Here is a 23,005-nt window from a genome sequence, read left to right on the forward strand (position 1 = left end):
ATTTCGTTCATATGTTTCCGGCCAGGCAGACTGGGGGACATGCGTCTGCCCCGTCCCCGTCCGCGAAGCCTGGCCGGACAGCTGTTCGCCATGCAGGTGGTGCTGGTCGCGGCGGTGGTGGCGGGGTGCGCGTTCTTCGCGTACGCCTCCGGCCGGAAACAGGCGGAGGAGACCGCGACCCGGCAGGTGAGGACGGCGGCGCTGGCGATCGCCGGCTCCCCGTCCGTCCGGGAGGCGATCCGCGCCCCGGACCCGTCCGCCGCGCTCCAGCCGTACGCGGAGAAGGTCCGCAGGGACACCGGGATCGCGTTCGTCACCATCATGTCCCCGGAACGGATCCGCTGGACGCATCCGGTCACCGACCGGATCGGGGAGGAGTTCCTCGGCCACACCTCGCGGGCCCTGCGCGGCGAGACGTTCACCGAGACGTACGCCGGCACCCTCGGTCCCTCGATCCGGGTCGTCACCCCGATCCGGGACGGCGGCAGGATCATCGGCCTGGTCAGTGCGGGCATCACGGTCGACCGGGTCTCCTCGCAGGTGCGGGCGCAGCTGGGGGCGCTGGGGCTGGCCGCGGGCGGGGCGCTGGTGCTCGGCGGTCTCGGCACGTATGTGATCAACGCCCGGCTCCGCCGGCACACGCACGGCATGAACGCGGCCGAGCTGAGCCGGCTGCACGACTACCACCAGGCCACGCTCCACGCGGTGCGCGAGGGACTGCTGATGCTCGACGGGCGGCGCAGGATCGCGCTGATCAACGACGCTGGCCGGGAGCTGCTGGGGCTGGGACCGGACGCCCTCGGGCGCCGGGTCGCCGATCTGAGGCTTCCGGCGCCGCTGACCGGGGCACTGCTCGCCTCCGAGGAGCGGGTCGACGAGCTGCATCTGACAGCGGACCGGGTGATCGTGGTCAACACCCGCCCGGTGGTGGGCGGGGAGCAGCGCGGCACGGTCGTGACCCTGCGCGATCACACCGAACTCCAGGCGCTGTCCGGGGAGTTGGACTCCGAGCGGGGGTTCACCCAGGCGTTGCGCTCGCAGGCCCACGAGGCGGCGAACCGGCTGCACACCGTGGTCTCGCTGATCGAACTGGGGCGGGCCGACGAGGCGGTCGGTTTCGCCACCGCCGAACTGGAGCTGGCCCAGACCCTCACCGACCGGGTCGTCGCCGCGGTCGGCGAACCGGTGCTGGCGGCGCTGCTGTTGGGCAAGGCGGCACAGGCCAACGAGCGGGGTGTGGAGCTGGTGCTCGCGGAGGACAGTCTGATCGACGACGGCGCCCTGCCCGCGACGCTGCCGGACCGGGACCTGGTGACGATCCTCGGCAACCTGATCGACAACGCGGTGGACGCGGCGTCGGAGGCGGCGGCCGGCCACGCCCCGCAGGGCACGCCCCGTCCGACCGCACCCCCGGCCGCCCCCGACGCGCCCCGCCCGGTCGTCGCCCCCGTCGTGCCCGGCCCCCGTGACGGGGAGCCGGGACGGCCCGCGGCCGGTACGGTCCCCGGGCGGGCCGGGCAGTACGGACGGGCCACGGTCACCGTGACCGCTCTCGCCGTGGAGGACGAGTTGCTGCTGAGGGTCGCCGACACCGGGGCGGGGATCGATCCGGCCGTCGCCGCCGAGGTGTTCGACCGGGGCTGGTCGACGCACGGCACGGGCCGGGGCATCGGGCTGGCCCTCGTACGGCAGGCGGTACGCCGCAACGGCGGGACGGTGGAGCTGGACCGCGGCCTTGGGGGCGGCGCCATGTTCACGGTCCGGTTGCCGCTGACGACCGGCGACCGCACGGAACACACCGCCGGGGAGGTCGTCGCGTGATCCGGGTGCTGGTCGTCGAGGACGACCCCGTCGCCGCCGACGCCCATCGGCTGTACGTGGGCCGCGTCCCCGGGTTCGAGGTGGCCGCGGTCGCGCACTCGCGCGCGGAGGCGGTACGGGCACTGGACCGCACACCGGTCGATCTGCTCCTCCTCGACCTGTACCTGCCCGACGGGCACGGCCTGCACCTGCTGCGTTCGCTGCGCGCGGCCGGGCACTCGGCGGACGTCATCGCGGTGACCTCGGCACGTGATCTGTCGGTGGTCCGGGAAGGGGTGTCGCTCGGTGTCGTCCAGTACGTGCTGAAGCCGTTCACCTTCGCCACGCTGCGCGACCGGCTCGTCCGCTACGCCGAGTTCCGCGCGGCGGCCGGTGAGGCGAGCGGTCAGGACGAGGTGGACCGGGCGCTCGGAGTGCTGCGCGCCCCGCAGCCGAACCGGCTGCCGAAGGGGCTCAGCGCCCCGACGCTGGAGGCCGTCACCCGCGTCCTGCGGGCCTCGGACGGCATGACGGCGGCAGCGGCCGGGACCGAGCTGGGCATCTCGCGGATCACCGCGCGCCGGTACCTGGAGCACCTGGTGACGACGGGGCGCGCGGTGCGCAAGCCGCAGTACGGCCAGGTCGGGCGCCCGGAACTGCACTACCGGTGGGTGACCCGGGACCACTGACGCCGTGACGACGGCGGCCCGGCCCCGGCACACGAGAGAGCGCAGAACTCCGAACCCGCGTCACGGGAACGGGCCCCGCACGAGCACAGGACCTCCGAACTCCTACCGGCACGGCTCGCACGGGCACGGCCCCCGTACCGGCATAGGACCTTCCTACGAGCCGTGATATCGGTGGAACACACCGTGGTCGGACGGCGTGCCCGCTCCTACGGTGAAGCCGTGCGCCCCTCCCACTCCTCCGGCTCTCCCTCGTCCTTCGGCTCCCGGCCTCCCTTCGACGCCTCCGCCGCACGCCGCCTCCGCGAGGCCCTGGGGATGCTGCCCGGCCACGTCGCGTACGGCCTCGCGGCCCAGTACGGGCTCCGGATCAGCACCGCGACGGTGCTCGCCTGGGAGCGCGGGCAAGCCGTCCCGACCGGGCACGAACTCACGGCACTGGCCGGGGTGTTGTGGTGCTCACCGGGCGAGCTGCTGACCGCGGTGCGCACCCTGCGGGAACACCGGACGGCCCGGCGGATGACCGTGGAGGAACTGGCCGGTCAGGTGGGGCTGACGTCCGCCGCGTATCTGCGGATGGAGGAATCGGGGCGCTGGCGGGGCAACGAGCGCCAGTCGGCGGCGCTCTCCGAGGTGCTGGGGCTGACGGCCGCCGGGCTGGTGACGGTGTCCGGGCGGGACGAGGAGCTGGCGGAGCTGCTGCGCGCCGCGGTCACGACGCGGCGGCAGGCGCCCGTCCGGGCGGTGGCGAAGCTGGTGCGGCTGGACCGGGGGCTCCTCCAGGACGTGCTGGACCAGCTCCACGCCGACTACCGGGCGCTGGCGGCATCGGCGCCGGGCCGGACCGGCGCGGTCGGGGAGCCGCCCCGGGAGCCCTCCGGGGCGACGGACGACGCGGAGCGGGCGTTCCTGGCGGGGATCGTGGAACGGTTCTGGCGGACGGCGGGATTGCGGGACAAAAGCGCCTGAACCGCCCGCCGTCACGTCCGTACGCCGCCGTCACGTCCATACGCCGCCGTCACGTCCATACGCCGCCGTCACGTCCGTACGCCGCCGTCACGGGGCCGGGGAAGACGTCACGGGGTCGAAGGAGAACAGGACCGTGCGGGCCGCCCCGTCGCAGCTCGTCTGCACCAGCTCGGCCTCGCGCCTGCCGTTGCGCACCTCCGTACCGACGCACAGACGGGTGTGGACGGGGCGGATGCGGTAGCCCTCGACCGGGTGCCCCACGGGCTCGATCCGGAACTCCTCCGCCGGGCCGCGACGGCCGCACTCCTGGTCCTGCATCGAGGCACCTGCCTCCCGCGCCCCGTCCCAGACGCCCGTGCAGCCCAGGCCGTAGTCGGGGTGATCGGTCACGATCCGCCAGACGTCGTCGCCCAGCGGTTTCAGGGAGAAGTCCGGGATGGTCGGCCCGTCGCAGGGCGTCTCGAAGAGTCGGCCGCTCTCGGAGCCGCGTTCCTCGGAGAAGCAGAGTCCGGAGCGGACCGACCGGAGCTGCACCGTCCGACCTTCCACAGGGCCGCCGACGGGAGCCGCCCCCGGCCGTTCCTCGCGTACGAGAACGACCGCGGTCACCACGAGGGCGGCGAGCGCCACGAGGGACGCGGCGGCCACCAGGACGGCACGGCGCCGACGCAGGGCGGAGGGCGGAATCGCGGCCGGAACGATGGCCCGCCCGGCCGCCCGCACAGCGTCCCTCCCCCGGCCCTCCCCGTTCCCGCCTGTTCCCTCGCCCGCCGCGCCTTTCCCGTCCGTCCTCCCGTCTCCGTCGGCTCCCTCGCCCGCCGCGCCGCTCCCGTCCGTCCTCCCGTCTCCGTCGGCTCCCTCGCCCGCCGCGCCGCTCCCGTCCGCCTCCTCGATCCCGTCCGCCGCGCCGGTCCGGCGCCCGCGCGCGGCGAGTTCCTCGCGTACGGCGAGCCAGTCCACCATTTCCGCGGGCTCCCGGCCGCAGGCCCGTAAGAAGGCGGCGAGAAGCTCCTCGCGCGGGACGGAGGCGCGCGCCAGCATGTTGGCGATCGTGGAGCGCGGGAGCACGTCGCCGGCCGCGTCCGCCCGCCGGGTCAGTTCGCGGAACGTCAGACCGGAACCGTCCTTGACCACCCTCAGCAGGGCGACGAACTCGGCCGCGCTCCGCGCCTCCCGGGGATCCGGAATCCCGCCTTCGACCACCATGCGCTGTGCCCCTCCCCTGGAATCGGCTGTCCGGACAGAGCTGGGACATGTCCGGGACAGGGGCAAGCCTTGTTGATCCGGGCCGGTGCCTCAAGAGTGGATTCCGGCAGCACGCCCCGCCCGGCGAGGCCCCGCGAGGGCCCCGACCCGCGAGGGGAGACGGCTGGCGGCCCTGACCTTCCACGGGGGGATGGTCAGGGCCGCCGGGAACCCGCGGCCCCGGCCCGCGACCGCTCGTCGGCGGGGGCCGGGGCGGGGCAGGCCGCAGGCGGAAGGATCAGAAGACCGACTCGGCCTCGTCCATCCGGTTCTTGGGGACCGTCTTGAGCTGGGTGATGGCGTCCGCCAGCGGAACCATCGCGATGTCGTTGCCGCGCAGCGCCGTCATCCGGCCGAAGTCGCCCCGGTGCGCGGCCTCCACCGCGTGCCAGCCGAAGCGGGTGGCGAGCACCCGGTCGTACGCGGTCGGCGTACCGCCGCGCTGCACATGGCCGAGGATGACCGGCCGGGCCTCCTTGCCGAGCCGGGTCTCCAGCTCGATGGCCAGCCGGTTGCCGATGCCCTGGAAGCGTTCGTGACCGTACTGGTCGATCTCGCCCTTGGCGTACGGCATGGAGCCCTCGGCCGGGTGCGCGCCCTCGGCGACGCAGATGACCGCGAACTTCTTGCCCCGCGCGAACCGCGCCTCGACCATCTTGACCAGGTCGTCGACCTCGAAGCGGCGCTCGGGCAGGCAGATGCCGTGCGCGCCGCCCGCCATCCCGGACTCCAGCGCGATCCAGCCGGCGTGCCGCCCCATCACCTCGACGACCATGACCCGCTGGTGCGACTCGGCGGTGGTCTTCAGACGGTCTATGGCGTCGGTGGCGACACCCACCGCCGTGTCGAAGCCGAAGGTGCGGTCGGTGGCGGAGATGTCGTTGTCGATGGTCTTGGGGACGCCGACGACCGGCATCCCGGCGTCCGCCAGCATCCGTGCGGCGGTGAGGGTGCCTTCGCCGCCGATCGGGATGAGGGCGTCCATGCCGTAACGGCGGCTCAGCTCCGCGCAGTTCTCCGCGGCCTCGCGCAGCCGCGCGCGCTCCAGGCGGGCCGATCCGAGTATGGTGCCGCCACGCGCGAGGATGCCGCTGACGGCGTTGAGGTCGAGAGGCCGGTAGTGGCCGTCGAGGAGCCCCTTGAACCCGTCCTCGAAGCCGATGACCTCGTCTCCGTGCCCCACCACGGCGCGGTGCACGACCGACCGGATCACTGCGTTCAGACCCGGACAGTCGCCGCCTGCCGTGAGAACTCCGATGCGCATCGTCCTGTGTCTCCTGCCTCGCTGGTGCCGTGCGTTCCGGGGGCGAGGACAAGATCCCCCGAACCGTGAAACATGACGATTGTCCCACGTGGTCTGGACCTCATGGTCTCGCCCGTTCCGGTGACGCCCGCCCGGGTGGCCCGTCGAATGCGGGGATGAATCACCGGCGCGCCGGTGGGGGCGCGTGCGCCGCGGACGCGGGGAGCACGCCCGGCGGGCGACGTCGCGCACGCCCGGCGTATCGTCAACATGGCGATACGTCCCAAACCGCAAATATGGACGGGAGAGCACGCGTGGCGCGCAGCGTGTACGTGACCGGGATCGACCGGGGCGACGGCCGGCAGGTCGTCGATCTGGGAGTCATGGAGCTCCTGACGCGTCAGGTGGACCGGGTCGGGGTGTTCCGGCCGCTTGTCCACGACGGTCCCGACCGGCTGTTCGAGCTGCTGCGGGCCCGCTACCGGCTGCTCCAGGAACCCGCGTCGGTCTACGGGCTGGACTACGAGGAGGCGTCCGCGCTCCAGGCCGAGAAGGGTACCGACGAACTGGTCTCCCGGCTCGTCGAGCGCTTCCACCACGTGGCCCAGGCGTACGAGGTGGTCCTGGTCCTCGGCACCGACTTCGCCGACACCCAGCTCCCCGACGAGCTCGCGCTCAACGCCCGCCTCGCCAACGAGTTCGGCGCCTCGGTGATAGCGGTGGTCGGCGGCAGGGGCCAGAACGCGCAGTCCGTGCGCGCGGAGGCGCGCAACGCGTACCGGGCGTACGCGGGGCTCGGCTGCGACGTCGCCTCGGTGATCGTGAACCGGGTGGCGGCCGGGGACCGCGACGCCCTCGCGGAGCGGCTGGCGTCACAGCTGCCCGTTCCCTGTTCGGTGCTGCCCGACGACGCGGCCCTCTCCGCGCCGACCGTCGCCCAGATCACCGCGGCGCTCGGCGGCAGGGTGCTGCTCGGCGACGACTCCGGGCTGGCCAGGGACGCGCTGGACTTCGTCTTCGGCGGCGCGATGCTGCCGAACCTGCTGAAGGCGCTGACCCCGGGCTGCCTGGTGGTCACGCCCGGGGACCGGGCGGACCTGGTGGTCGGCTCGCTGGCCGCGCACAGCGCCGGGACCCCGCCGATCGCCGGTGTGCTGCTCACCCTGGACGAACATCCCGGTCCGGAGATCCTGACCCTGGCCGAGCGCCTCGCGCCGGGCACGCCGGTGGTCTCCGTGGCGGGCGGCTCCTTCCCCACCGCCTATGAACTCTTCGCCATGGAAGGCAAGTTGAACGCGGCGACGCCCCGCAAGGCGGAGACGGCCCTGGGCCTCTTCGAACGCCATGTGGACACCGGCGCCCTGCTGGAGCGGATCTCGGTGGCCCGCAGCGGGCGGATCACCCCGATGATGTTCGAGCACGAGCTGCTGGAGCAGGCGCGCGCCGACCGGCGCCGGGTCGTCCTGCCGGAGGGCACCGAGGAACGGGTGCTGCGCGCCGCCGACGTCCTGCTGCGCCGCGACGTCTGCGACCTCACGCTCCTCGGCGAGCCCGACGTCATCCGGAAGAAGGCCGCGGACCTGGGCATCGATCTCGCCGGCACGCAGATCATCGACCCGCAGACCTCCGAGCTGCGTCAGCCGTTCGCCGAGCGGTACGCGCGGCTGCGCGCGCACCGCGGCGTCACGACCGAGCTGGCGTACGACGTGGTCGCGGACGCCAACTACTTCGGCACGCTGATGGTCGAGCAGGGCTTCGCGGACGGCATGGTCTCCGGTTCCGTGCACTCCACCGCGGCGACGATCCGCCCCGCGTTCGAGATCATCAAGACCCGGTCCGCGGACGCCGGCGACGGGACGGGCGGGCCCGTCCCGTCGATCGTCTCCTCCGTCTTCTTCATGTGCCTGGCCGACAAGGTCCTGGTGTACGGCGACTGCGCGGTCAACCCGGACCCGGACGCGCGGCAGCTCGCGGACATCGCGGTGCAGTCGGCCGCCACCGCCGCCCGCTTCGGCGTGGAGCCGCGGATCGCGATGCTGTCGTACTCGACCGGCACCTCCGGCTCGGGCGCCGATGTCGACAAGGTGCGCGAGGCGACCGCCCTGGTCCGGGCGAGCCGGCCGGACCTGCTGATCGAGGGGCCCATCCAGTACGACGCCGCGGTGGACCCCGGTGTCGCCGCGACGAAGCTGCCCGGTTCCGAGGTGGCGGGGCGGGCGACGGTGCTGATCTTCCCGGACCTGAACACCGGCAACAACACCTACAAGGCCGTGCAGCGCTCGGCGGGCGCGGTCGCGGTCGGACCGGTGCTCCAGGGTCTGCGCAAGCCCGTCAACGACCTGTCCCGCGGCGCGCTCGTCCAGGACATCGTCAACACCGTGGCCATCACCGCGATCCAGGCCCAGGGCGGCGAGGTGCGGACCGCATGACCACCCCGGCCCCGACGATCCCGGAGGGCACCCCGCCCATGGCGCCGCATCGCGTACTCGTCCTCAACTCCGGCTCCTCGTCGGTCAAGTACCAGCTCCTGGACATGACCGACCACTCCCGGCTGGCGGCCGGGCTGGTCGAGCGCATCGGCGAGGAGACGTCCCGGCTGGTGCACACCCCGCTGGCGGGAGGCACCGGCGAACGGCGCGAGCGCACCGGCCCGATCCCCGACCACGAGGCCGCGCTGAAGGCGGCGGCCGACGAACTGGCGGCCGACGGGCTGGGCCTGGACTCCCCCGAGCTGGCGGCGATCGGCCACCGGGTGGTGCACGGCGGCCTGCGGTTCACCGAGCCGGTGGTGGTCGACGACGAGGTGCTGGACGAGATCGAGCGCCTGGTCCCGGTGGCCCCGCTGCACAACCCGGCGAACCTCCTCGGCATCCGTACCGCCCAGGCACTGCGCCCGGACCTGCCGCAGGTGGCGGTGTTCGACACGGCGTTCCACACGACGATGCCGGAGTCCGCGGCGCGGTACGCGATCGACGTGGAGACCGCCGACGCGCACCGCATCCGGCGCTACGGCTTCCACGGCACCTCGCACGCGTACGTCTCCCGCAAGGCCGCCGAGCTGCTGGGACGCGCTCCCGCGGACGTCAACGTCATCGTGCTGCACCTGGGCAACGGCGCCTCCGCGTCGGCGGTGGCGGGCGGCCGGTGCGTGGAGACGTCGATGGGCCTGACCCCGCTGGAGGGGCTGGTGATGGGCACGCGTTCCGGCGACATCGATCCGGCCGTCACCTTCCACCTCCAGCGGGTGGCGGGGATGTCCGCGGACGAGATCGACGACCTGCTCAACAAGCGGAGCGGTCTGGTCGGGCTGTGCGGCGACAACGACATGCGGGAGATCCGGCGCCGGGTCGACGAGGGCGACGAACGGGCGGCGCTGGCCTTCGACATCTACGTGCACCGGCTGAAGAAGTACATCGGCGCCTATTCGGCGGTCCTCGGGCGGGTGGACGCGGTGGTGTTCACGGCGGGGGTCGGGGAGAACTCCGCGCCGGTGCGGGAGGCTGCGATCGCCGGACTGGAGGGGTTCGGCCTGGCGGTGGACGCGGATCTGAACGCCGTGCGGTCCGGTGCGCCGCGGCTGATCTCGCCGGACTGCGCGCGGGTGGCGGTCGCGGTGGTACCGACGGACGAGGAGCTGGAGATAGCCGTCCAGACCTTCGCACTCGTCGGACGGAACGACAACTGAGCACCCCCGCGCCCCTTTGTACCTTCCGCCAGACGGAATATTCCGTTGCTAAACAAACCGATAGGATCCGCCTCATGCGCCGTTCCAAAATCGTCTGTACGCTCGGCCCCGCCGTCGACTCGCACGAGCAGCTCGTCGCGCTGATCGAGGCCGGCATGAGCGTGGCCCGTTTCAACTTCAGCCACGGCAGCCACGAGGAGCACCAGGGGCGTTACGACCTGGTCCGCCGGGCCGCCGCCGAGACCGGCCGCGCCGTGGGTGTGCTCGCCGACCTCCAGGGCCCGAAGATCCGCCTGGGGAAGTTCGCCGAGGGGCCCGTCGAGCTGGTCCGCGGGGACGAGTTCACCATCACCGCGGAGGACGTGCCCGGTGACAAGTCGATCTGCGGCACGACGTACAAGGGCCTGCCCGGCGACGTCGCCAAGGGCGACCCGATCCTGATCAACGACGGCAACGTCGAGCTGAAGGTCGTCGCGGTCGAGGGCCCCCGGGTCCGGACGATCGTCATCGAGGGCGGTGTCATCTCCGACCACAAGGGCATCAACCTGCCCGGTGCGGCGGTCAACGTCCCGGCGCTGTCCGAGAAGGACGTCGAGGACCTGCGGTTCGCGCTGCGGATGGGCTGCGACCTGGTGGCGCTCTCCTTCGTGCGGGACGCCAACGACATCAAGGACGTCCACAAGGTGATGGACGAGGTGGGCCGCCGGGTCCCCGTCATCGCCAAGGTGGAGAAGCCGCAGGCGGTCGAGCACATGCAGGAGGTCGTCATGGCCTTCGACGGTGTGATGGTGGCCCGCGGCGACCTGGCCGTGGAGTATCCGCTGGAGAAGGTCCCGATGGTGCAGAAGCGCCTGGTGGAGCTCTGCCGACGGAACGCCAAGCCGGTGATCGTGGCGACCCAGATGATGGAGTCGATGATCACCAACTCGCGGCCGACCCGCGCCGAGGCGTCCGACGTCGCCAACGCGATCCTGGACGGTGCGGACGCGGTCATGCTCTCCGCCGAGTCCAGCGTCGGCGCGTACCCGATCGAGACGGTCAAGACGATGTCGAAGATCGTCGTCGCCGCCGAGAACGAGCTGCTCTCCAAGGGCCTCCAGCCGCTGGTCCCGGGCAAGAAGCCGCGTACCCAGGGCGGTTCGGTGGCCCGCGCCGCCTGCGAGATCGCGGACTTCCTGAACGGCAAGGCGCTGGTCGCGTTCACCAAGTCCGGTGACACGGCCCGCCGCCTCTCCCGCTATCGCGCGGCCCAGCCCATCCTGGCCTTCACCACGGACGAGTCCACCCGCAACCAGCTCGCCCTGAGCTGGGGCGTCGAAGCCCACGTCGTCCCGCACGTGGACAACACGGACGCGATGGTCGACCTGGTCGACGCGGAGCTGCTGAAGCTGAGCCGCTACAACGCGGGCGACACCATGATCATCACGGCCGGCTCGCCTCCCGGCATCCCCGGCACCACGAACATGGTGCGCGTGCACCACGTGGGCGGCCGGGCGCGCGACTGACGCCCGATGGACCGGTCCGTCCCACCAGGACTGGAGACTGGACGCCTCCACGGAGGCGGAGGTCGTGGCCGGTCAGTTCGTGGAGGAGCTGGAACCGGAAGCGGTGCTCCTGGTACGCCGTGACGCCCGGCTCCTCCACGACGCCTTCCGCCTGCTGCTGCGCGCCTTGCACGTAGCCCGTGTCCGGGCAGCACCTCTGCGGTCCCCGCCATGGCGGTGCGGCGCGGTGCCCCGACACGCTCGTACGACATGACTGCGGGCCGTGTCCCTCTTGCGAGGGGCACGGCCCGCAGTGCGGTGCGGCTCCCGAACGGGTCGGTGTCGGCTAGTGCCGGGAGCGGCACTAGCTGTTGCCGCCGGTGAAGTAGTTGTGCAGTCCCGGCACCGTGAGCGTGCCGCCGAACTGGCCGGCCTGGGTCACCTTGACCTTGGTGAAGAAGGCGAAGGGGACGTTCAGCGGCGGCGGGCTCTGCGGGCTGAACGTGACCGGGATGAGGCCGAAGAGATTGCCCTTCAGCTCCTCCGTGTACATGGTCACCGTGCCGTTGCGGATGGTGGACGTGGAGCCCTTGCGCGCCTCGACATGGCCCGTGGTGCCGTTCGGGCCAACCGTCTTCTGGTGGAGGTCCTTGATGTCGATGGAGCTCGCGGTGAACTTCAGCACCTTCTTGACGGTGCCGTCGTACGTCTTCACCTCGACGATGCCCTTGTAGTCCAGCCCGTTCAGGGTGAGCAGCGAACTGTCCAGGATCCACGGGTCGGTGGGGAGCAGCGGCACGCCCGTCTCCAGGTCGGCCGCGGCCAGTGCCTTCGGGTCGGCGGTCGGGCACGGGAAGCGCGGCTTGGCGCCGTCCGGGATGTCCTCGTCCTTCTTGGCGTCGAGACCCGTGACGCTTTCGTCGAGTTCCTCGACGGGCGCCCCGGCCTTCTCCGCGGCCTCACGGATGGCGGCGGCGGACCTGTCACCGGTCTCCTTCGCCGGGTCCGCCGGATCCGTGGACTTCTTCGCCGGGTCCGCGGGCTTGTGCTCGGGCCCGGCGGAGTCGCTCGACGACGGCTTCGGGGACTCGGTCCCGGCGGACGGTGACGAGGACGGGTCCGCGGCCTCCTTGTCCGGGATGCCGAACAGGTCCCTGAGCGCGTCGCCGACACCCAGCGGGTCGAGCGGGTTCTTCGACTTCGTGGGGGTGGGCGTGGCGCTCGGCGTGGCGGCCGGGGAATCGGCGGTGCGCGCATCGGAAGCGGCCTCGGACTCGGCCCCGGACCCGGTTTCGGTCCCGGACTTCGCCGCGTCGTCCGCCGACGGAGTCACCGAGGGCTTCGGCGCCTCGTCCTCGTCCTTGCCCCCGGAGTCGGTGGCGGACGGCGACGGGGACTTCGTCTCCGACCCGGACGGGGACGGCGACTCGCTCGGTTCGTCGGAGCGGGTCACGCAGGGGCCGGGCGCGAAGGGGATGTCCGAGTTGTCGTCGGCCAGTGCGAGCCGGGGCGTCAGCCCCATGCCCACGAAGACGGCTGTCGGCATCGCGGCGAGCGCGAACGCCTTGCCCGCGGGGATGTGCAGCTTCGTCAGCAACGACTTCCTGGGGGCAGCGTGGCGCGGTCCGGTTCTCGTCCGGTGGTCCTCCCCGGTCGAGTTCAGCTGTGTCTCGTCACCCCGCACGATGCCTCCCGCCGTCGGCCTCGACCGTCGCGTCGTCGTCCTGTTCCGGCTTCCGCTGGGGCACCACCGCCGCCTTGCGCAGGTCCGGGCCGGACTCCGGTGTCCCCGCACCGGCCTCGTCGAACTCCCCGCCCCGTATGCCGGTGTCCGGGGCTTCGGGCTCCGGCTCCCCGGGGGCCCAGGAGACGGAGAGCGCGCCGCCGAGCAGGGCGAACAGGAAGCCGATCAGGAAGCCGCCGATGTTGGCCACGGGTATGGAGACCAGCGCCAGCAGGATCGTGGCGATTCCGGCGAACACTCTCACGATGTGGTGGAACCACATGGTGAGGCCCAGCGTGACCAGCAGGACGCCGATGATCAGCGAACCCGCGCCGGCCGTCGTGGACATCGCCAGGGTGACGTTGCCGAGGTGCATGTTGGCGTACGGGAAGTACGCGATGGGCAGTCCGCCCATCATGGTGAACAGGCCCGCCCAGAACGGCCGGTTACCCCGCCAGGTGCGGAATTCGCGCCGGAAGACACGGAGAAAGTGCTCGTTCTGCCCTGTGGACTCGGGGCTCATGGAAAACAGCTCCCTGGAACCGGTACTGCTGTGAGAAGAGAAGGAACGGGTGGCCGGAGATCCCTCGCGGGCGCCCCGGCCACCCAGGCATATGCCCTAGTAGCAAGGCTTGTTGCCCGACTTCAACCGCAGGCTCAGGTCGGTGAGCTTGAAGGTTCCGGCGGTGGTCGCCCACGCCGTCTGCCTCACGTTGCTCAGCTTGGCCTCCTCGGCACGCTGCGCGAAGCCGTTCGGGTTGACCTTCTTCTCGGTACCGGGCTGGATGCCCGGCTTGCCGACATCGCCCGCCGCCACACCGATGTCGATGTTCTTGAACTCGGCGTCCGCGTCGAGCTGGGCGACGTCCAGGTACAGGTTGGTCGCCTTGACCGGCTTCTCCGGGTCCGTACCCGCCGACAGCCGCAGCGTGACGGTGCCGAGACCGAACGGAAGGTTCGGAGTGACCACCGACTGGCACATGTTGGTGATCGTGGCATCACTGAAGCCGGAGACGGCGACGGCGTGCGCCGCGTCCTTGCCGTCGAGGGTCTTGCCGGTGGCCACGGAGCCGTACTGCACGAAGTCCTGACCGACGAGAGTGCCCGCGGTCACCTTGAACTCCTGGCCGGACACGCTGAACGACGCCGCCAGGGCGCCCTGCGCGAGACCGACACCCACCGCGGCGGTCGCGGCGACGCTCGGCACCATGACCAGAGCGAAGCGCTTCCATCTCGTGCCGCCACGAACCTGGGAACTCATTCTCTTTCCTCCTTCTCGGACGTACATCTCCGGTACGGGCCGAGCCCGTCCTGGGATGGGAGAAGTGCTACGTCCTCGGTAAGGAGAGCGCCCGCGTACGGAGGCGGGAACCGCGCCCGAATCACCGGCGATCACCCCCGAGCGACAACCACCGGCCGCGCAGTCGCGCGGCCCGATCGGACAGGCCCTGCCGGACGGCAGGAACCCCCCTGTCCGGAGCCGGTGTCACTGCCACCGGCCCACTCGGTGGGGACCCAACGGCGCCACCGCACCGGCTGGCGGCCGGGCTTGGCGTCATTGGACCGAGCGTGGCCGATCGTGGTGCATTCCCGCCCGCCGCACAAGGGGTTCGTTACTCACTGGTAATGGCGTGATGAACAGGGCGCGGCAGCGTGACACCGCCCGGCCACACAGGGTGGCATCGAACGGAAGGGCGAAAGGTGAGATTCGGTTCCTTATCGGACAGAAACCGAGGGGTGATTTACTGCCAGTAACAGGCAGTCCCTTTATCAAGATTTGGTAAAGGGGGGCCGTCTCTTATCGCCCGTTCGCGAAAACGGCCGCGGTACCCCGAGGGGCACCGCGGCCGCGTTGTCACATCAGTACAAGACCCGCGTCGCGTCAGAACAGGACACGCGCCAGCGCCGTGCGCGCGGCGGTCACCCGCGGGTCCTCGGGGCCGATCACCTCGAACAGTTCCAGCAGCCGGACCCGCGCGGCGTCCCGGTCGTCGCCGAAGGTGCGGCGCACCGTCTCGACGAGCCGGCCGAAGGCGTCCTCGACATGACCGCCCACCAGATCCAGGTCGGCCGCGGCGAGTTGGGCGGCGACGTCGGCCGGCCGTTCGGCGGCGTCCTTGCGCACCTGCTGCGCGTCCATCTCCTTGACCCGGGAGAGCAGTTCGGCCTGGGCGAGGCCCAGCTTGGCCTCGGTGTTGGACGGGTCGTCGGCCAGGACGTTCCGGTACGCCCGCACGGCACCGGCGAAGTCGTTGGCGTCCAGGGCCCGCACGGCCGCTTCGAGGAGGGCGTCGTACGGACCGGCGGGGACCTCGGCCGGAGCCTGGTCGGCCGCTTCGGCGGCGTCCTGGTCGACCGTGATGCCGGTGAGGCCGAAGCGCTCCTCGCCGACCTGGATCAACTGGTCGAGCGTCTGACGGATCTGGGCCTCGGGGGCCGCGCCCTGGAAGAGCGGGAGGGCCTGCCCGGCGACGACGGCGAAGACCGCCGGGATGCCCTGGATGCCGAACTGCTGCATCAGCATCTGGTTGGCGTCGACATCGATCTTGGCCAGCACGAAGCGGCCGTTGTACTCCTGGGCCAGACGCTCCAGCAAGGGGCCCAGCTGCTTGCACGGCTCGCACCACTCGGCCCAGAAGTCGAGGACGACCGGGACCTCGGTGGAGCGCTGGAGGACCTCGCGCTCGAAGCCCGCCTCATCGACGTCGATCACCAGGGCGGACGGCGGTACGGCGCCCGCGCCCCCCTGCCGGGCGGCATCGGCGCGGGCCTGCTCCGCCTTGGCCTTGGCCTCACCGGCCGCCTTCACCGCGGCGAGGTCGACGACGCCGCTCATGGACATGTTCCTAGGCTGCATACGTACATCCTCCCCCCTCGGTGCGCCGATACGGAAAGCGATGGCCGAACCGCACCCGTCCGCGGTCCCGCCGGTGTGCGGGGTGGACGGCCGGACGCGGTCCGAGGGCCCCTGAATGGCCCGGTCGGCGCCGGGTCCCCACCCGGTGCCTGTGGCTGTCGTTCGGTCGTGGCGTCGGGAACGGCGTGACCGCCGCCTTACGCTACGACCCGTAGCGTAACTGCCCCACCCCCTCCGCGCACAGGGGCATCCGGTGATCTGTCTCACGGTGCTCGGGCCCGTCCGGTTCTACTTACTGACCGGTATGGTCGCGGCATGCTGAGCCGCAGCCGCCCCGAATCCCCACGAACGGGACGCCCGCGCAGCGTCGCGGCCGATGAAGCGATCCTGGAGGCGACCCGCGCCTCCCTGGTCGATCTCGGCTGGTCGAAGCTGACGATGGGGGACGTGGCGGCGCGGGCCGGGGTCGCCAAGACGACCCTGTACCGGCGGTGGGCGGGCAAGAACGAGCTGGTGGTGGACGCCGTCGCGGTCCTCTTCGACGAGCTGGAGCTGCCCGACCTCGGCAGTCTGGCGGCCGATGTGCAGGCGGTGGTGCTCCAGTTCGCGGCACTGCTGGAGCGGCCCGAGACCCGGACCTCGCTGATGGCGGTGGTCGCGGAGTCGACCCGGGACGAGGCGCTGCGGACCCGGATCCGCGACTCGATCGTGAACCGGCAGAAGCGGCTGGTGCTCCAGGGCCGCCGACGGGCCCAGGAGCGGGGCGAGTTGCCCGTCGAACAGGACGACGGCCCGGCGAGCCGGACCGCGGACCTGATCTTCGACGTGATCGCCGGGGCGGTCGTGCACCGGGCCCTGGTGAGCGCCGAGCCCATCGACGCGGAATGGGCCCACCGCTTCACCGTGCTGCTGCTCGGAGGGCTCGGCGCGGCCGCCAAGGCGTGAGCCGCACCCCGCTCCCCCGGGCGCCGGACCGCCGGTCCCGTCGGACACACCGCGTGCGCGGGGCCGCCGGCCGGGCCGTGCACCCGCGTGGGCCGGACCGGCGGTCTTCGCGTGCGACGGGACCTGCGGACGTGCGTCAGAAGCCGGCCGGCTCCGTGTAGACGCCCCATTCGTCGCGCAGGGCCCCGCAGATCTCGCCGAGCGTGGCCTCGGCGCGTACCGCGTCGAGCATCGGCCCGATCATGTTGGAGCCGTCACGGGCGGCGATCAGCATCGCGTCCAGCGCCGCCCCGACCCGCGCGTCGTCGCGGGCGTCCTTGCGGGCGGCGAGCACCCGGACCTGCTCGCGCTCGACCTCGTGGCTGACACGCAGGATCTCCAGGTCGCCGGTGACCGAGCCGTGGTGGACGTTGACGCCGACCACCCGCTTGTCGCCCTTCTCCAGCGCCTGCTGGTAGCGGAAGGCGGACTCGGCGATCTCGCCGGTGAACCAGCCGTCCTCGATGCCGCGCAGGATCCCGGAGGTGATGGGTCCGACGGGGTGCTGTCCGTCGGGGTGGGCCCGCGTGCCGCGCTCCTTGATCTGGTCGAAGATCTTCTCGGCGTCGGCCTCGATGCGGTCGGTGAGCTGCTCGACGTACCAGGAACCGCCCAGCGGGTCGGCCACGTTGGCGACGCCGGTCTCCTCCATGAGCACCTGCTGGGTGCGCAGCGCGATCTCGGCGGCCTGCTCGGAGGGGAGCGCGAGGGTCTCGTCGAGGGCGTTGGTGTGCAGCGAGTTGGTGCCGCCGAGGACCGCGGAGAGCGCCTCGACCGCGGTCCGTACGACGTTGTTGTACGGCTGCTGCGCGGTGAGCGAGACACCGGCGGTCTGGGTGTGGAAGCGGAGCCACTGCGCCTTGTCGGTCTTCGCCCCGTAGGTCTCCTTCATCCAGCGGGCCCAGATCCGGCGGGCCGCGCGGAACTTGGCGATCTCCTCGAAGAAGTCGACGTGCGCGTCGAAGAAGAAGGACAGCCCGGGCGCGAAGGTGTCGACGTCCAGCCCTCGCGAGAGGCCGAGCTCCACGTACCCGAAGCCGTCGGCCAGGGTGTACGCGAGCTCCTGCGCGGCCGTCGCACCGGCCTCGCGGATGTGGTAGCCGGAGACGGAGAGCGGCTTGTAGGCGGGGATCCCGCGGGCGCAGTGCTCCATGAGGTCGCCGATGAGGCGCAGGTGGGGCTCGGGCTGGAAGAGCCACTCCTTCTGCGCGATGTACTCCTTGAAGATGTCCGTCTGGAGCGTGCCGTTGAGGACGGACGGGTCGACGCCCTGGCGCTCGGCGGCGACCAGGTACATGCAGAAGACCGGCACGGCGGGTCCGCTGATCGTCATGGACGTCGTGACGTCGCCGAGCGGGATGTCCCGGAAGAGGACCTCCATGTCCGCCGCGGAGTCGATGGCCACCCCGCAGTGCCCGACCTCGCCGAGCGAACGGGGGTCGTCGGAGTCGCGGCCCATCAGCGTCGGCATGTCGAACGCGACGCTCAGCCCGCCGCCGCCCGCGGCGAGGATCATCTTGTAGCGCTCGTTGGTCTGCTCCGCGTTGCCGAAACCGGCGAACTGGCGGATCGTCCAGGTGCGCCCCCGGTAGCCGGTCGGGTGCAGCCCTCGGGTGAAGGGGTACTCACCGGGCCAGCCGATCCGCTCGAAGCCCTCGTACGCGTCCCCGGGGCGGGGGCCGTACACGGGCTCGACCGGGTCTCCCGAGAGCGTCGTGAAGTCCGCGTCACGCTTGCGGGCCTTGTCGTAACGGGCCTGCCAGCGGCGGCGGCCCTCCTCGATCGCGTCAGCGTCCATACCATCGAATTTACTAGGACGTCCTAGTAAATGTCGATGGGGAACCGCCCGGTGCCTGGCACGGGGCGGTTCGGTGGGGTCGCGGGGCCGGGCCGCGACCCGTCGGTTCAGGCCTCGGCCGTCGCCGGGGAGGCGTCGGCGACCAGCGGCTCGACCTCGCGGACGACCTTGCGCTCGACGAAGAACGCGGCCGTCGGGATGGTGCCGGAGATCAGCACCCAGAGCAGCTTGCCGACCGGCCACTTCGCCTTGGAACCGAGGTCGAAGGCGAAGACCAGGTAGATGATGTAGAGGACGCCGTGGACCTGGGAGACGACGAGCGTCAGGCCCTCGCCCGTGTCGAAGCCGTACTTGAAGACCATGCAGGTGCAGAGCACCAGCAACATGACAGCGGTGACGTAGGCCATCACCCGGTACCGGGTCAGCACACTGCGTTTCATGGCATCGAGCGTAACCGGACGCCTGTGGCGATCTTGCAGCGGGCCGGGGTGTCGGAACGCCCCCGTACGGTTTCCCCGAGGCCCCGGACCGGGGCCGCCGCACGGCTCCTCGAAGCCCTCGTTCCAAGGCCCTCGCGCGGTTCCCGGCGGCCCCCGTCCGGGGCCGCCCTACGACTCCTCGAAGTCCTGGGCCGCGATCCGCAACGGCCGCAGCATGGCGAAGATCTCCGCGCACTCCTCGGCGTCGTAGACCCCGAGCCCGAACTCCATGTCGACCAAGTCCTTGGTCGCCGCCTCGACGACCTCGCGGCCCTTGTCGGTGATGGAGGCGAGGGTGCCCCGGCCGTCGTTCGGGTTGGGCCGCTTGTCCACCAGGCCGGAGCGCACCAGCCGGTCCACGGTGTTCGTGACGGACGTGGGGTGGACCATGAGCCGCTCCCCGATCTTGGACATGGGCAGCTCGCCCGCCTTGGAGAAGGCCAGCAGCACCAGCGCCTCGTACCGGGCGAAGGTGAGCCCGTACGGCTTGACCACGGCGTCGACCTCGGCGAGCAGGATCTGCTGCGCACGCATGATCGAGGTGATCGCGGCCATCGAGGGCACCGGCCCCCAGCGCTGCTGCCAGAGCTCGTCGGCGCGGGCGATGGGATCGAAGGGGAGACTGAGCGGCTTCGGCACGCAACCGACCTTACCCACTGGTCATATGCTGGTCAGCCTCGTCTCGGACTTCGGTCCGGGCTTCGTCTCGGAGTTCGGTCGCGGCCCCGTCCCGGACTTCGGCCGTGGCCGCCTCCCGGGGCCCGGGCGGGACCTCGTCCCGGGCCCCGGCCGGGTGATCGGCGGGGGCGGTCCTCCGGGCCTCCCGTACGAGCGGCAGCAGGCACAGCACGCCGAGCGCTCCCGCCCCGGCGACCACGTGGTGCACGGGGAAGAACTCGGCGGCGAGCCCGGCGAGGGCCATGCCGACGCCCTGGAGCGTCATCATCCCGGCGGTGAGCACGGTCATGGCCCGGCCGCGCAGCGACTCCGGTACGGCCGCGACGAACCACTTGTCCAGGCCGATGACGTACGCCCCGCCGACACCCGCCAGCGCCAGAACGACCGCGGCCGGGGCCACTCCGGGGCGCAACGCGTACAGCGCCAGGGGCAGCAGTTGCAGGGCCGCGGCCGGCAGCACGATCGCGGAGCGCAGCCGGGGCGACAGCGCGGTGCCCACGTACAGCTCCGCCGCGATCCGGCCGACCGGCATCGCGCACATCAGCAGCCCGAGCGCGGCCGACCCGACCCCGATCTCGTCCGCGTACGGGGCGGCGAGCGCCACGGGCGCGACGAGGAACAGCGGCGGCACCCAGAACAGCAGCATCAGGGCGCGGATCCGGCGGTTCCCGAGCAGGCCGCGGGCCCCCGTGAGGGACTCCTTGAGAAGCGTGCCGCCGCCCGCTTCGGCACCCGCGCCCGCCCTGGCCGGCCGGGCACGGGTGCCGAAGCGGAGCAGCGCCGCCGAACAGAGGAACGTCACGGCGGTGATGGTGATCGCGCCGCGCGGGGTCACCACGGCGAGCAGCATCCCGCCCGCGCCGAAGCCGATGAGCACGGCGCTCTGCGAGACGATCCGCAGCAGCGAGCGGCCGAGGACGTATCGGTCGCCGTCGCCCAGGATCTCGGTGAGCGCGGCCATCCGTGTCCCGGTGAAGACCGGCGACACCGCGGCGACCAGGCAGCGCAGGGCGAGCAGCCCGCCGACCGGGGTGCCCGGCAGCACCATCACCGCGACGCACGCCGCGCACACCAGATCGCAGGTGACGAGGACCCTGCGGGCGGGATACCGGTCGGCGATCCCGGCGAGGAGCGTGCCCCCGACGAGGTACGGGAGGAAACCGAGCGCGAAGGTGAGGGCGCTGAGCAGGGGCGAGCCGGTGAGGCCGTACACCAGGACCGTGAGGGCGAGTTCGCTGACGACGACACCGAGGAGGGAGAGCAGATGCGCGGCGAAGACCGCCCGGAACTCCCGCACGGCGAAGACGGCACGGTATCCGCGAGGGGTGCGGGGGCTGCTGGCGGTGCGGGCGACGGACGGCACGGTGGTGCGGTTCTCGGGCGGGGACTGCGCTGCGGTCCCGGTGTTTCTCGGCATGGGCGCAGCCTGCTGGTCCGGGGCCGCCCTCCGTAGACTTTCGGCCCTGGCCGAAAGTCTACGGAGGGCGGCACATGTCGTTCCAGTTGCACCTCGACGAGAGCGATCTGCTGCGCTGCCGGTTCGCGCTCTCGCCGCTCGGGGAGACGCAGGCCGCGGTGCGCGTGCTGGCCCAGCCCTACCGGCACGGCTACCACCTGCCGTGGCTGCGGCTGATCCGGGAGGCGGCGGCCGGGCTCGATCTGGGACCGCTGTGGCTGCTGATGCCCCGGAGCGGGCACACCCCGGACTTCTTCAACCCACCGCCGGCCGGTCCGGTTCTCTCCTTCGAGGAGGAGATCGCGGTGGTGCGCTCGCTCGATCCGCAGCTCGTCCGCCAGGACCTCGAACTGACGCTGGCGGGCCGTCCGGAGGCACTGCGCTCCCCCATCGCACAGGCGCTGCTCGCCGATCCCGCCCAGGCCGTGCGGGTCCTGGCCGATCTGCTGGAACGGGCCTGGCAGGTACTGGTCGAACCGCACTGGCCGCGGCTGCGCGCCCTGCTGGAGGCGGACATCGCCTACCACTCGCGGCGGCTCGCGGCGGTCGGCTTCGAACGGCTGCTGGGAGAGCTGAGCCCCCAGCTGAGCTGGTCGGAGTCGGCGCTCACCATCGTCGGGACACAGGGGCGGCACAGCCGGGTACTGGGCGGTCAGGGGCTGGTCCTGATCCCGAGCGTCTTCTCCTGGCCGGACGCGGTGAGCGGCTTCGAACCGCCGTGGCAGCCGGCGATCATCTATCCGGCGCGCGGGATCGGAGGGCTGTGGACGCGCTCCGCCGACCGCACCCCGCAGGCGCTCGCGCGGCTGCTCGGGCGGGGACGGGCCGAGGTCCTGTGCGCGCTCGACGAGCCGGCCGGGACGAGTGCGCTCGCCCACCGGCTGGGCCTCGCGCTCTCCTCCGTGTCGGAGCATCTGTCGGTGCTGCGCGCGGCGGGGCTGCTCACGTCGCGGCGGTACGGCCACCAGGTGCTGTACGAGCGGACCCCGCTCGGGATCGCCCTGGCCGCGCCGGAGTGCCACGACGGGCAGGAATGACGAGGGAACCCCCGGCGGCGGCCAGGGGTTGCCCCGGGTTCGCGCACGCCGTACGGCTGCGCGCGGGCGCACACCTCGGCGCGGGGACACGGCTACGTGCGGGCGCGCTCCCGGCGTGGGAACGCGGCCTCGCGCGGGCGCACGCCTGCGCGAGGCCGCAGGGCGTGCGCCGTACGGCGGGGTCAGCCCTCCGAGAGGTACCGCTCGACGGTCTCCACCTTGGACGTCAGGCCGTCGGTGACACCCGGGCGGATGTCGGCCTTCAGCACCAGGGAGACCCGTCCGGCGCGGGCCTCGACGGCGGCGACGGCGCGCTTGACGACGTCCATGACCTCGTCCCACTCGCCCTCGACGGAGGTGAACATGGCGTCCGTGCGGTTGGGCAGCCCGGACTCGCGGACGACCCGGACGGCGTCGGCGACGTACTCGCCGACGTCCTCGCCGACACCCAGCGGGCTGACCGAGAACGCGACGATCACGCGCCCACCACTCCCTCCCGGCGGGCCCGGGCGGCGATGACGCCGTCGGCCTCGTAGCGCTTGAGCAGCTTGTCCCCGTACAGCCCGCCGAACGGCAGCAGCGCGAGCAGGAAGAAGAGCGCGACCCGCTTCAGCGGCCACTTGGTCTTGGACCAGACGTCGAGCAGCAGCACGGCGTAGATCACGAAGAGCACACCGTGCAGGATGCCGAGCGGCATCATCAGGAATTCGATGTCCGAGACCCGGCTGAGGATCGAGCCAAAGATGATCAGCGCCGGGAAGGAGAGCGCTTCGGGGATCGAGATGAGGCGCAGCCGGTGCAGGGCGGTAGCGGTCTTGATGTCCACGAGGGCACCTTCGGTGGGAGGGTCGTGACTGCTTGTGAACGAGGGCACAAGCGCC

At 72.0% G+C, this 23,005-nt stretch carries 20 protein-coding genes; 8 read left to right on the forward strand and 12 right to left on the reverse strand.

The annotated features are described in order from the left end of the window. Positions 1-39: 39 nt before the first annotated feature. The 3 genes from AB0E67_RS01515 (at position 40) to AB0E67_RS01525 (ending at position 3,455) form a co-directional block, all read left to right on the forward strand. A complete protein-coding gene (locus AB0E67_RS01515; protein WP_362019474.1) occupies positions 40-1,821 on the forward strand; it encodes an ATP-binding protein in 1,782 nt (593 codons plus the stop codon). Further along, positions 1,818-2,489 (forward strand): response regulator, encoded by a 672-nt coding sequence (locus AB0E67_RS01520; RefSeq protein WP_362019477.1) that lies wholly within the window; start codon positions 1,818-1,820, stop codon positions 2,487-2,489. Before AB0E67_RS01515 ends, AB0E67_RS01520 begins: the two co-directional genes overlap by 4 nt. 315 nt (positions 2,490-2,804) lie before the next feature. Next, complete coding sequence (locus tag AB0E67_RS01525) at positions 2,805-3,455, forward strand: XRE family transcriptional regulator (RefSeq protein WP_362021369.1); 651 nt, start codon at positions 2,805-2,807, stop codon at positions 3,453-3,455. Positions 3,456-3,542: 87 nt separating this feature from the next. On the opposite strand, the gene AB0E67_RS01530 is transcribed toward AB0E67_RS01525, so the two are convergent. Further along, positions 3,543-4,661, reverse strand: a complete 1,119-nt coding sequence (locus AB0E67_RS01530; RefSeq protein WP_362019479.1) for a helix-turn-helix domain-containing protein — start codon at positions 4,659-4,661, stop codon at positions 3,543-3,545. Between the two features lie 277 nt (positions 4,662-4,938). Further along, the gene (locus AB0E67_RS01535; RefSeq protein WP_351520851.1) at positions 4,939-5,964 is read right to left on the reverse strand and encodes an ATP-dependent 6-phosphofructokinase; all 1,026 of its coding nucleotides are present in this window, start codon (positions 5,962-5,964) and stop codon (positions 4,939-4,941) included. Positions 5,965-6,257: 293 nt separating this feature from the next. On the opposite strand from AB0E67_RS01535, the gene pta reads away from it, so the two are divergent. The 3 genes from pta (at position 6,258) to pyk (ending at position 11,133) form a co-directional block, all read left to right on the forward strand. Then, a complete protein-coding gene (pta, locus tag AB0E67_RS01540) occupies positions 6,258-8,372 on the forward strand; it encodes a phosphate acetyltransferase (protein WP_362019482.1) in 2,115 nt (704 codons plus the stop codon). A gap of 38 nt (positions 8,373-8,410) precedes the next feature. Then, positions 8,411-9,628, forward strand: coding sequence for an acetate kinase (locus AB0E67_RS01545; protein ID WP_362021372.1), 1,218 nt, complete (start codon positions 8,411-8,413; stop codon positions 9,626-9,628). Between the two features lie 74 nt (positions 9,629-9,702). Beyond that, a complete protein-coding gene (gene pyk, locus AB0E67_RS01550) occupies positions 9,703-11,133 on the forward strand; it encodes a pyruvate kinase (protein WP_362019485.1) in 1,431 nt (476 codons plus the stop codon). A 343-nt stretch (positions 11,134-11,476) separates the two neighbouring features. Here the strand turns inward: pyk and AB0E67_RS01555 are convergent, their stop codons facing one another. The 4 genes from AB0E67_RS01555 to AB0E67_RS01570 form a co-directional block, all read right to left on the reverse strand. Then, entirely contained in the window at positions 11,477-12,796 is a 1,320-nt protein-coding gene (locus AB0E67_RS01555; RefSeq protein WP_362019488.1) for a hypothetical protein, read from the reverse strand. After that, positions 12,786-13,358: a DUF6114 domain-containing protein gene (locus AB0E67_RS01560; RefSeq protein WP_362019491.1), complete on the reverse strand. Its 573-nt coding sequence runs from the start codon at positions 13,356-13,358 to the stop codon at positions 12,786-12,788. Before AB0E67_RS01560 ends, AB0E67_RS01555 begins: the two co-directional genes overlap by 11 nt. 96 nt (positions 13,359-13,454) lie before the next feature. After that, entirely contained in the window at positions 13,455-14,096 is a 642-nt protein-coding gene (locus tag AB0E67_RS01565; protein WP_362019494.1) for a DUF6230 family protein, read from the reverse strand. A 621-nt stretch (positions 14,097-14,717) separates the two neighbouring features. Further along, entirely contained in the window at positions 14,718-15,692 is a 975-nt protein-coding gene (locus tag AB0E67_RS01570; protein WP_362019497.1) for a tetratricopeptide repeat protein, read from the reverse strand. 315 nt (positions 15,693-16,007) lie between these two features. Here AB0E67_RS01570 and AB0E67_RS01575 point away from each other — a divergent pair, with 315 nt between their 5' ends. Then, the gene (locus tag AB0E67_RS01575; protein ID WP_351520837.1) at positions 16,008-16,637 is read left to right on the forward strand and encodes a TetR/AcrR family transcriptional regulator; all 630 of its coding nucleotides are present in this window, start codon (positions 16,008-16,010) and stop codon (positions 16,635-16,637) included. Between the two features lie 136 nt (positions 16,638-16,773). On the opposite strand, the gene AB0E67_RS01580 is transcribed toward AB0E67_RS01575, so the two are convergent. From AB0E67_RS01580 to AB0E67_RS01595, 4 genes are all read right to left on the reverse strand, one after another. Next, positions 16,774-18,474: a methylmalonyl-CoA mutase family protein gene (locus AB0E67_RS01580; protein ID WP_362019500.1), complete on the reverse strand. Its 1,701-nt coding sequence runs from the start codon at positions 18,472-18,474 to the stop codon at positions 16,774-16,776. 107 nt (positions 18,475-18,581) lie between these two features. After that, positions 18,582-18,914, reverse strand: coding sequence for a DUF3817 domain-containing protein (locus AB0E67_RS01585; RefSeq protein WP_362019503.1), 333 nt, complete (start codon positions 18,912-18,914; stop codon positions 18,582-18,584). Positions 18,915-19,082: 168 nt separating this feature from the next. Then, the gene (locus AB0E67_RS01590; RefSeq protein ID WP_362019506.1) at positions 19,083-19,592 is read right to left on the reverse strand and encodes a MarR family transcriptional regulator; all 510 of its coding nucleotides are present in this window, start codon (positions 19,590-19,592) and stop codon (positions 19,083-19,085) included. Between the two features lie 10 nt (positions 19,593-19,602). Next, positions 19,603-21,048, reverse strand: coding sequence for an MFS transporter (locus AB0E67_RS01595; RefSeq protein WP_362019509.1), 1,446 nt, complete (start codon positions 21,046-21,048; stop codon positions 19,603-19,605). A gap of 74 nt (positions 21,049-21,122) precedes the next feature. Between AB0E67_RS01595 and AB0E67_RS01600 the strand changes: the two genes are divergently transcribed. Next, positions 21,123-22,124: a DUF5937 family protein gene (locus AB0E67_RS01600; protein ID WP_362019512.1), complete on the forward strand. Its 1,002-nt coding sequence runs from the start codon at positions 21,123-21,125 to the stop codon at positions 22,122-22,124. Positions 22,125-22,306: 182 nt separating this feature from the next. Here the strand turns inward: AB0E67_RS01600 and AB0E67_RS01605 are convergent, their stop codons facing one another. Beyond that, a complete protein-coding gene (locus AB0E67_RS01605) occupies positions 22,307-22,603 on the reverse strand; it encodes an MTH1187 family thiamine-binding protein (RefSeq protein ID WP_073792111.1) in 297 nt (98 codons plus the stop codon). Beyond that, a complete protein-coding gene (locus AB0E67_RS01610; RefSeq protein WP_362019514.1) occupies positions 22,600-22,950 on the reverse strand; it encodes a DUF3817 domain-containing protein in 351 nt (116 codons plus the stop codon). Before AB0E67_RS01610 ends, AB0E67_RS01605 begins: the two co-directional genes overlap by 4 nt. Between the last annotated feature and the right edge of the window lie 55 nt (positions 22,951-23,005).

The organism is Streptomyces sp. NPDC032161 (genome assembly GCF_040636995.1).
Classification (GTDB): domain Bacteria; phylum Actinomycetota; class Actinomycetes; order Streptomycetales; family Streptomycetaceae; genus Streptomyces.